Source organism: Lactobacillus sp. X-49 (assembly GCF_057063645.1).
In genome coordinates this window covers 63,347-73,253 of the sequence record NZ_JBXSQM010000010.1, presented here as the reverse complement: position 1 = coordinate 73,253, position 9,907 = coordinate 63,347, and the positions used below count along the sequence as shown (strand labels likewise).

Annotated in this window: 7 protein-coding genes; 2 read left to right on the top strand and 5 right to left on the bottom strand. The window is 34.0% G+C overall.

From position 1 onward, the window contains the following. Positions 1–468: 468 nt before the first annotated feature. Positions 469–1,605 carry a serine hydrolase domain-containing protein gene (locus tag ACYIAQ_RS06150; RefSeq protein WP_483562919.1) on the top strand — a complete coding sequence of 379 codons (1,137 nt, stop codon included), beginning with the start codon at positions 469–471 and terminating at the stop codon, positions 1,603–1,605. Positions 1,606–1,654: 49 nt separating this feature from the next. Here the strand turns inward: ACYIAQ_RS06150 and ACYIAQ_RS06145 are convergent, their stop codons facing one another. Together ACYIAQ_RS06145 and ACYIAQ_RS06140 are read right to left on the bottom strand one after the other, a co-directional pair. Continuing rightward, entirely contained in the window at positions 1,655–4,492 is a 2,838-nt protein-coding gene (locus tag ACYIAQ_RS06145; RefSeq protein WP_483562918.1) for a DEAD/DEAH box helicase, read from the bottom strand. Between the two features lie 85 nt (positions 4,493–4,577). Then, entirely contained in the window at positions 4,578–5,405 is an 828-nt protein-coding gene (locus ACYIAQ_RS06140; protein WP_122017564.1) for an exodeoxyribonuclease III, read from the bottom strand. A gap of 288 nt (positions 5,406–5,693) precedes the next feature. On the opposite strand from ACYIAQ_RS06140, the gene ACYIAQ_RS06135 reads away from it, so the two are divergent. Further along, complete coding sequence (locus tag ACYIAQ_RS06135) at positions 5,694–6,704, top strand: D-2-hydroxyacid dehydrogenase (protein ID WP_483562917.1); 1,011 nt, start codon at positions 5,694–5,696, stop codon at positions 6,702–6,704. A 151-nt stretch (positions 6,705–6,855) separates the two neighbouring features. Here ACYIAQ_RS06135 and proC read toward each other — a convergent pair whose 3' ends face one another. The 3 genes from proC to ACYIAQ_RS06120 all read right to left on the bottom strand — a co-directional run bounded on the left by proC (position 6,856) and on the right by ACYIAQ_RS06120 (position 9,766). Further along, positions 6,856–7,620 carry a pyrroline-5-carboxylate reductase gene (proC, locus tag ACYIAQ_RS06130; RefSeq protein ID WP_483562916.1) on the bottom strand — a complete coding sequence of 255 codons (765 nt, stop codon included), beginning with the start codon at positions 7,618–7,620 and terminating at the stop codon, positions 6,856–6,858. 77 nt (positions 7,621–7,697) lie between these two features. Further along, positions 7,698–8,402 carry a YjjG family noncanonical pyrimidine nucleotidase gene (locus ACYIAQ_RS06125; RefSeq protein ID WP_483562915.1) on the bottom strand — a complete coding sequence of 235 codons (705 nt, stop codon included), beginning with the start codon at positions 8,400–8,402 and terminating at the stop codon, positions 7,698–7,700. Between the two features lie 452 nt (positions 8,403–8,854). Next, positions 8,855–9,766 carry an NAD(P)-dependent oxidoreductase gene (locus ACYIAQ_RS06120; RefSeq protein ID WP_483562914.1) on the bottom strand — a complete coding sequence of 304 codons (912 nt, stop codon included), beginning with the start codon at positions 9,764–9,766 and terminating at the stop codon, positions 8,855–8,857. Positions 9,767–9,907 lie beyond the last annotated feature (141 nt).

Sequence of the window (9,907 nt, the reverse complement as noted above, 5' to 3'; positions counted from 1 at the left end):
GGTACTACCTGCTCTCCTTTGTCAGGAGCGCTTTTATAATTTATCAGATCTTGTTCTCTTTGTCAAGAACTTTTTTCTGTCCGCTCTCTGCTCTCTCAAGCAGCAACGTTTATCATCTTACTAAATCCACTTTCCTTTGTCAAGCTTTTCTTTCAAATGTTTTTTGTCCTCTTCGCTTCTGTCCCTTTGACTTTCGCCCGACGACAGTTATTTATATTAGCAACCTTTTTCTTCTTTTGCAAGCTTTTTTTATTATTTTTTTGCTTACTTTGTAAAAAGCTTGTTATTACAACCTTTGGAGAGGATTTGTCCGATATTTAAAGTGGTTTTAAGCAGTCTAACAATGACTATTACATTTACTGCAACATAAAAATATAATTGTTAAATAATCTTAACCTTTTTCGCATATCTTTGTTACTATTAACGTTTTATAATACAAATAATACTTCAAGGGAGAAAATCTATATTTTGAAACACAAATTTTTAACGTTATCTGCTGTAGCCCTTCTCGGAGCTTCTATTCTAACACCTGCAGAAACGAGAGAAGTTAAAGCAGCAACAACTTCAGCAACTAATAGTAACAACATGGAAATGTACAACTTTGTCAGAAACACTTTAAAAAAGCACAATGTGCGGGGAACTGTAACCGTTATTAAAAACGGCATTCCCCAGACAATTAGTTATGGTTATGCATGGTATGGCAAGCGAATTGGTAATGGCGATAGCAATGTAGTTTATCCAACCGCTTCTTTACAAAAAGTAATTACTGGCGCCATGATTGTGCAGCTAATTAACGAAACCAGTAATACTAATAAAGCATTTTCGCAGTACACTAAGATTTCTCGTTGGTATCCCAATTTGAAAAACGCTAATCAAATTTCAGTGGGAAATTTACTTACTCATACATCAGGAATTACAGCTACCGGTACAGAAATTAATCGTGGTCGCAATTATTCCGAAGCTGGAGCAGTAAATTGGGTGGTCAATAATATTAATTCATCTACCTTAGATTCGACCGGTAGTTACCACTACAATAATAGCAATTATATTTTACTTACTGGAATAATCAGGCAAGTAACTGGTCAATCATACGAAGCTAATTTACAAAAAAGAATTATTGATAAGTTAAACTTACAAAATACATATTTATACCAGAATATTCCTAATGACAAAACCGATCCCATTTCTTACTTTTCTAACGGTAGTAAGAATTATCAAAATTCGGCCTATATTAAACGATCGCTGGCTTCACAAATTCCGGGAGCAGGTAACTTGTTTACCTCTCCTGATGAATACTACAAAATTCAAGTTGGTTTAACCGATGGTACCATTCTCAGTAAGGATGACTTCTATTATTTAACTCATTTAAAGAGTAAAGTAAGCGATTATTCAGGCGGCATGTATTTGCAAAATAACGATTCGCTTAAGTTAGCTTATGGCAGTTTTAATGCAATGCACTTTGGCACTTGGGTTCAGCTAACAAGTGACAATCAAAATGGTATTGTTATGTTCTTAAATCAAACCAATGATAATAAAAATGATCAAAAAGATGTCGGCTATGAAATTTTGCAGCATATTAAGCCGAATACTTTTGTTTCGAGATAAAATAAAACAAATCATAACAAAAAAGAAGCTCTTCATTTAGAGCTTCTTTTTATTCACCAAAGAGCAATTCATACATTTTAATGGGTAGTGGTTGTCTGAGTACTAAATCCATCCCAACAACTGGTTTCTTTTTTGGTCCAAGCAGTTCTTCTTTAATAGTATCCCTTTGAATGTCGACTTGTCCCAAATAGAAAAATTGTTTGCCAACTGCATTACTGCTTTTAACAAATAAATGTAATTTCATTTTTGAAGTATTAAGCAAACGATTTACTTCAGCTGAATCTAAATGCCTCGGAGTTCTTGTATACCACCTCAAGCTACGGCCATTTTCTAATGTATTATTATAGAGTGCACTTCTTTTATGTGCTGAATCATTTTTATAAGTAATAAATATTGGTGTTTCATCTTTATCAACTCGATAACCATACATCGGTGCTGACACATCCTTAGGCCAATTTAACAAACGGCAAACATCTTTACGATCGTATTGCTGGTAAAGGGTAAACTGCTGTTCTGGATTGTAACTTTTGCTTAACGCCAATCCTGTATCAATTGCATCCTTAAACAGTTTTTTAAAAGTTAAGTTTCCGTGCAATTGTTGTTGCAGCTTGGGTGTAAGTGCGTATGAAAATAAATCCGGTTGTTCAATCAATGCTTGGCCGCCATACAATACTTTTTTAGTAGTCTTACCCTGCTTAATATCAAAAAAAGTTAATGATAAAATTGCCATTACCGAGTTTAAAACCGCCTCATTGACATATGCGCCATTTCGACTTAAAGACTGTTCAAATTCAACTTGACTAATTTGCCGTCTTTCAAGAAGCTCTTGTAGCAATAACAATTCATGTGGTCTTTTACCATTTAACAATTCTTTAGTTACAAAAGATAAAATCGCATTTTCTGACCTATTCAATATAATGGACTCACCCATTTTAGTTAAAAAGGAACCATAATTTGCCAATTGATGATTATTAGCAAAAACAATTGGGGAAGTAGAACCATATCGATAGAAGTCTAACAATAGTGGTGGACGTCCAATCTTTTCCTTCAATTGTTGATAAGATTGCCGCAATTCTTTAATACTATCAAGCTTAATTTTATCAAGTGATTCCAAAATTTTATTAGAAGCAATTTGGCTGAAATTAATAGTTGAAACATCAATTAGTCCTGGTAGTGTACTCTCTTTACGAATCTTATCCCGATCTCGACTAAAATCTTGATTTAAAGCAATGGGTATTAAATAGTTATTTTTATAGTTACCGATAAAATCAATTACCGTAACATAATCTTTGCCAGGATATTTGCGCAATCCTCGACCCAACTGTTGAATGAAAACAATACTAGACTGTGTATTCCGCAACATCACAATTTGGTTCAGCGCCGGAATATCAATTCCTTCATTAAAAAGATCAACTGTAATGATATATTCGATTTCTCCCTGCTCCAACTTCTTAACTACTTCTGCACGTCGTGTTTCGTTATCAGTATTAGTTAGGGCAATTGCTGGATGCTTTTTTTCGGAAAAAATTCGTGCTAATTCTCGAGCCTCGTCCTGACGGCTACAAAATACTAGTCCTTTGGCACTATCACCACAATAACCGTAATAATTAAGTTGGTCTAATATATAAGTAACTCGCTTAGGTGCAAGTAATCGGCTAAGATTAGCAGTTTCATTAATGGTTTCACCATCTTGTTCATAATCAGCAACACCAACATAATGAAATGGTGTCAGCATTTTCTCTTCAAGGGCCCCACGTAGACGAATTTCATACGCTAAATTATAATCAAAAAGTTGATAAACATCTTTATCATCCATTCGCTCTGGTGTAGCTGTCATTCCCAACCAAAATTGCGGTTTAAATTTAGCAAGAATCCGTTGATAGCTCGGAGCAGCAGCCCGATGAGCTTCATCAATTAAAATATAATCAAACTCATTATCATCAAGATTAGCTAACATTTCTGGTCGACTTAAAGTTTGTATGGTTGCAAATATATACCGGCATTCTAGTTGTTGCTTGTGCCCAGTTAACAAACCAAAATCACGATAATCGCCACCTATTATTTGATAAAAACTTGCTAAAGCCTTTTGAGCAATCTGCTCTCGATGAACCACATACAAAAATTTGTGTGGCTTAAAAGCTTTTACTGCAAAAGCTCCAAGATAAGTTTTTCCTGTTCCTGTTGCCGACACAATGAGTCCGCGTTTTTGACCACTTTTAATCAAATTCTGCAATTCTTCTAGTGCATCTTTCTGCATTTGATTTGGCTCAATAGAATTGTCAGAGTGGGATGATTCATTTAAAGGAACTGCCGGCTTTTTCCAATTTCGTTCATAATTCTCCACCCACCTAGTAGTTAATGGGTAACTATTTTTACATAATTCTTTAACTTCGTCAGCAATCTGTTTAGTCAAAGCTGCGTTATTCTTAGAACTGAGTTTTAAAGCCCATTCATAATTACTCAACATGGCTGATCTAGTGAAATTAGCACTACCAATTACAATTGTTTGCCAACTTTCATGTTCAAAGAAATATCCCTTAGCATGAAAATCTTTTTGAGCAATTTTGACAGTTAAATTCTTAATTTTTAACAATTCTCGGAAAACTTGAGGATTATTAAAAGCTAAATAATCTCCAGTAATTAAAGTTCCCGAAATATTTTTACATGCCAAATCAGCCATGATAGCTTTAAATGGTACCAGCATATCTTGTGTAATAAATGCAACCGCCCAAGTAAAACTACGACAATGTAGCAATTCCGAACGCAAAGTTAGCCATATCTTATCATTTGGGGTGTTTTGTAATAGTTTAGGATTTAACAATTCATGTCCAGGATAAGCTGAATCATATAAGCCGTTAAGAATTGCATCCTGTAATGGATTATTCATTTTATTTATCACCTCAAAATAAATTTTACATAAAAGAAAAAGAAACCCAACTATTTTGGATTTCTCCGTCATAATTACCACCAAATTATATAGTAATCTCTAACAAAATTGGGCAATGATCAGCACGCGCCCCAGTCGCCATCATTTCTGAACGTTTTACCAAGTTAGCAATTCGATTACTAGTTAACCAATAATCAATTCTCCAACCTGAATTATTAATTTTAGCCGTCTTAATTCTTTGCGCCCACCAAGAATAAACTCCTTCAATGTTACCATTAACTTTTCTAAACGTATCAGTAAACCCAGCTTGAAGCAACTTAGAAAAACCAATCCGTTCTTCATCGGTAAAACCAGCTGAATGATGATTGTTATCAGGATGTTTAAGATCTATTTCTTCGTGTGCACAGTTATAGTCTCCACTAGCCAGTACTGGCTTTTGCTGATCCAGCTTAGCTAAATATTTACGATAGCGATCATCCCAAATTTGGCGCTCATCTAGTCGCTTCAAACCACTGCCAGAGTTAGGTGTATAAACTTGCGTAACAAAATAGTTGGGGAATTCTAGCGTAATAATTCTACCTTCATTATCCATTGGTTCGGGAGCCCCAATAACTGGGAACGAAACCACTGGATTTAGATCCTTTTTATACAAAAACATTGTTCCAGCATAACTTTTACGGGCTGGTTCTTCTGCTGAACGCCAAACTAAATCATATTGCGGAAATTCTGTTGTCAAAATATCGAGATGTTTTTTTGTCGGTCCAGTTGCCCGCAATTTTGTCTCCTGAATTGCAATAACATCAGCCTTCTGATTACGAATCACCTTTAGCACTTGACGTGTCTCTTCTGCCCTTGAAGACGTACCGGTTAAAGCTGCATTAAGCGAATCAATATTCCATGAAATTAAAATCATTTTTTTCTCCTTTTATTTGTTATTTTTTATTATAGCGGTTTTTACAAATGTCTTATACATTAACACTCATGCAAAAAGATGTTCACTTTTTCACTACCACAATTCAAAAATATTGTTATTTGTTTATTTATCTAGTAATCTTGTATAAAACAATTGTAAGCGATTACCTAATTTGATGGATTTTATAAAAGTAAACAAATTCACAATTAATGCTTTTCAAATCCGATTTTACAAGTGTATAATAGCACAAGAGACAATAATAATTATTATCTATGGAGGTTAGATTTTATGACTAAAATTTATGCTTACGCAATTCGTAAGGATGAGGAGCCCTTTGTACACGAATGGAAAGATGCCCATCCTGAAATTGATGTTGATTTCACTGACCAACTATTAACTCCAGAAACTGCAGAATTAGCTAAAGGTGCTGATGGTGTTGTTACCTATCAACAATTAGATTATAAAGCAGATACAATTGAAGCTCTTGACAAATTAGGAATCCATAACTGGTCTATTCGTAACGTCGGTATTGATAATATTGACTTGAAGAAAGCTAAAGAATTAGGTTTCAAGTTAACAAATGTTCCGGTTTATTCTCCTGATGCGATTGCAGAACATGCAGCCATTCAAGCTGCCAGAGTCTTACGTCAAGACAGAGCTATGGACGAAAAAATTGCAAAACATGATTTCCGTTGGGCACCTACTATTGGCCGTGAAGTACGTGATCAAACAGTCGGCGTTATTGGTACTGGTCATATCGGACAAGTATTTATGAAAATAATGGAAGGATTCGGTGCTAAAGTTATCGCTTATGATATCTTTAAAAATCCAGAATTGGAAAAGAAAGGCTACTATGTTGATAATTTAGATGACCTCTACGCACAAGCCGATGTTATTTCATTACATGTGCCTGACGTTCCAGAAAACATCCACATGATTAATGATGATTCTATTAAGAAAATGAAAGATGATGTTGTTATTGTCAATGTTTCTAGAGGACCATTAGTTGATACTGATGCAATTGTTCGCGGATTAGACTCTGGTAAAATCTTTGGTTTCGTAATGGATACTTATGAAAATGAAGTTGGGATCTTTAACAACGATTTCAGTACTAAAGAATTGCCAGATAAACGCTTGGCTGACTTAATCGCTCGTCCAAATGTCTTGGTAACTCCTCATACTGCCTTTTACACTACTCATGCTGTTCGTAACATGGTTATTAATTCTTTTGATAATAACTTAAAGCTGATTAAAGGCGAAAAACCTGATACTCCAGTTGACTTAACCAAAGAATTTTAATCTTTCAACTTATTCCAATTCTTAAATACATATATTGACTTACTCAAAAAGCTGGTAGGCCATTTACCAGTTTAAAAAGGACCAAATGTTTTAATCAAAGCATTTGATCCTTATTTGTTTCATTAAATAATTGTTTCACATGAAACGTCTTCTAGTTCATCGATGCATTAATTGCTGCGATTAATGCTCCACGGAATCCCTTTTCTTCAAGTTTATTTACACCCTTAATTGTTGAACCCCCTGGTGTTGTTACTTCGTCCTTCAATTCTTCAGGTAATTTTTGACTAGTCAGTGCCAGTTTTGCTGTTCCCAAAAGCATCTTTTCAATAATTCGATATGACTCTGACCGCTTAACCCCATTTTCAACGGCAGCATCACTGAGCGCCTCGATTAAAAGATCAATATACGCAGGGGTACAACCAGCAATAGTACCATAGATGCCTAATAATTTCTCTGGAACAATATACACATCTCCTAAACTAGTAAACAAGGTCTTAACCTTAGTAATTACTTCTTCTGACTCATCTTCTTTAAAACTAATTACAGTGATTCCTTCACCTAATTGAACGGGTGTATTGGGTACTACTTTTACAAAAGAACTGTTACCTGATAGCTTCTGATTAATTTTTAATAAGTCTCCTCCGCCAGTTGAAATAATAATACCGCGATATACTTGACTCAGTTTCATAAAAATCTTTTCATTAGCTGGACTTCCAACAGCTACAATAACAGCATCACAATTTATGAATTCTGAATAATTTTCTATTAACTGTAATTTTAATTTATCAGCAACTGTTTGGGCTGACTTATGGCCACCATCATAAACAAAAATATCTGTATTTACCATATTTGCATTAAGTAGCCCCAAAATTATTGCTTTTCCAATTTTACCTGTTCCAATAAATCCTATTTTCATTCTTATCATCCTTAATTTATTGTTAAATTTTAAACATAATAAACATCAACCATGGTATAACTAGTTTCTCAAATTAATCATCTCTGTGACAGATTTGTTTTAAGAATCTTAACTAGTTGCGGGTAAGTCGTTACTTCCACCAATGGTTGCAAATTCAGAGTGTTTTTTCGGTGGCGGTGATTATACCAAATACAATCAAAGCCATAATTTTTAGCACCCAAAATATCTGATTGTAATCCATCTCCAAAAAAGATAGTTTCATCGGCACTAATTTCAGTTAAACCAAAAAAATAATCAAAAATCTTCGGATCTGGTTTTGAAAAACCTGCTTCCTCTGAGGTAACGATTAAAGAAAAGTAGTCTTTGATTTTTGCTAGTTCTAATCGATGAGATTGCATATATGTTTCACCATTACTCAAGATGGTTAATTTATAACCATTCTTCTTAGCAAAGTCCAACGTATTTTTAACTCCAGGCAATAATTTATGTGTTTCACAAAAATAAGAACGATATTCATTCATAATGGCATTACCATCAATCTCAATATTAAGATTATCCCGAATAAAATTACTAAAAACCATCTCACTAAGTTGATTATAAGTAATCTTACCTCGTTCAAGTTGTCGCCATAACCCCTGATTGTAAGTATTGTATCGTCTTTGTAACTCAGCTGTTAAATGCCAATGATGAGCATTGAATAGACTGTGCAAAGCAAAATTTTCGGTAGAAGCAAAATCTATTAAAGTATCATCAACATCAAAAATTATTTGTTTAAAGTGCAAGTGTGCTCCTCCGTCAGTATTTTTCTTTCTCTAAGTTGAAAATCTATTATATCATGTCATAATAACTATTAATGATTATTTAAGATTAAGCTTTAAAACTAAATTTAAACAAAAAAATACTATAATATTATTTAACTTATTAACAGAGGTGATTAGGAATGATTACACTTTTATTAATATTTTGCTTGATTGGACTATTTAGCAAAATTGGTGTCGGAATTTTTAAGATACTATTTTTCTTATTAACATGCGGTATTGTTTTTATCTTTTTTGTCCATTTTTTAATTCCCTTTATTATCTTTGGTGGTATTTTTTTGATTCTTTTTAACTTAATTTATTATTAGATAGCCTATGTTTTAAGCACAACTGTATCGGTCAGATTCTGTTGCGCTTTTTCTTTGCGCCAAATCTACATATTGATTTAAGCTTTGACTTTTAATTGCCTTGTATTGTTACTTCCACCAAAGTTTAATCAAGCCCTGCGTTCCTAAATCGCCTAAATGTTTTTTGTCTACTAAAATCTCATACAACTTTTTTGCTTCTGCTGTTGCTGGCAGATTTATATTCATTTCTTCAGCAGTTTCCAATGCAATCCGCAAATCCTTTAAAAAATGCTTACTAAAAAATCCTGGTGTATAATCTCCTTTAAGAATTCTGGGTCCGTAATTTGTTAAACTCCAATTAGCTGCACTTCCTCCACCAAGTGTTTTAAGAACTGCTTCTAAATCTAACCCAGCCTTTTGAGCATAAACCAAACATTCAGTCATTCCCGTCATTGTACCCGCAATCATAATTTGATTAGCCATTTTAGTGTTTTGACCTGAGCCTGGTGAACCAAAATAGTGTATCTGTTTGCCAAAATCCTTAAAAATGGGGTTCAATTCTTTATATGCATCTTTACTACCCCCAACCATAATTGTTAATGTTCCATTCTTTGCACCAAGATCACCTCCAGATACTGGAGCATCTAAGACAAGAGCTCCTTTTTTATTACCAATAGCAGCAATTTTTTGAGCCAGTTGAGGTTTAGAGGTTGTCATATCGACAAGATATTTTTTATTTACCGATGCAGATAAAATCCCATTCTTACCAAAGTAAACTTTCTCGACATCACTTGGAAATCCTACCATTGTAAAAACCAAGTCTACTGCTTCAGTCACTTCTTGTGGAGTGGTGCACCATATCGCACCACGCGAAATCAAATTATTCGCTTTACTTTTTGTCCGGTTATAAACATAGAGTTGGTGCCCAGCTTGTATTAGATGCAAACAGATTGCATTCCCCATCACACCTGTTCCAATGAAACCAATCTTCATCATCTTCAGCTCCTTTATTATTTTGATAAACTTGTCACTTATTCTCATTGATTATAGCTCAAAAAACATCAAGTATTTTACTATATAAAATATTTTTGTTGACTTCGTCCTTACCTTAGGTACTACAATTAGTCTTATAATTTGATACACTAATATCATTTTTGCATGTTAGAAACTAATATCCTAAAT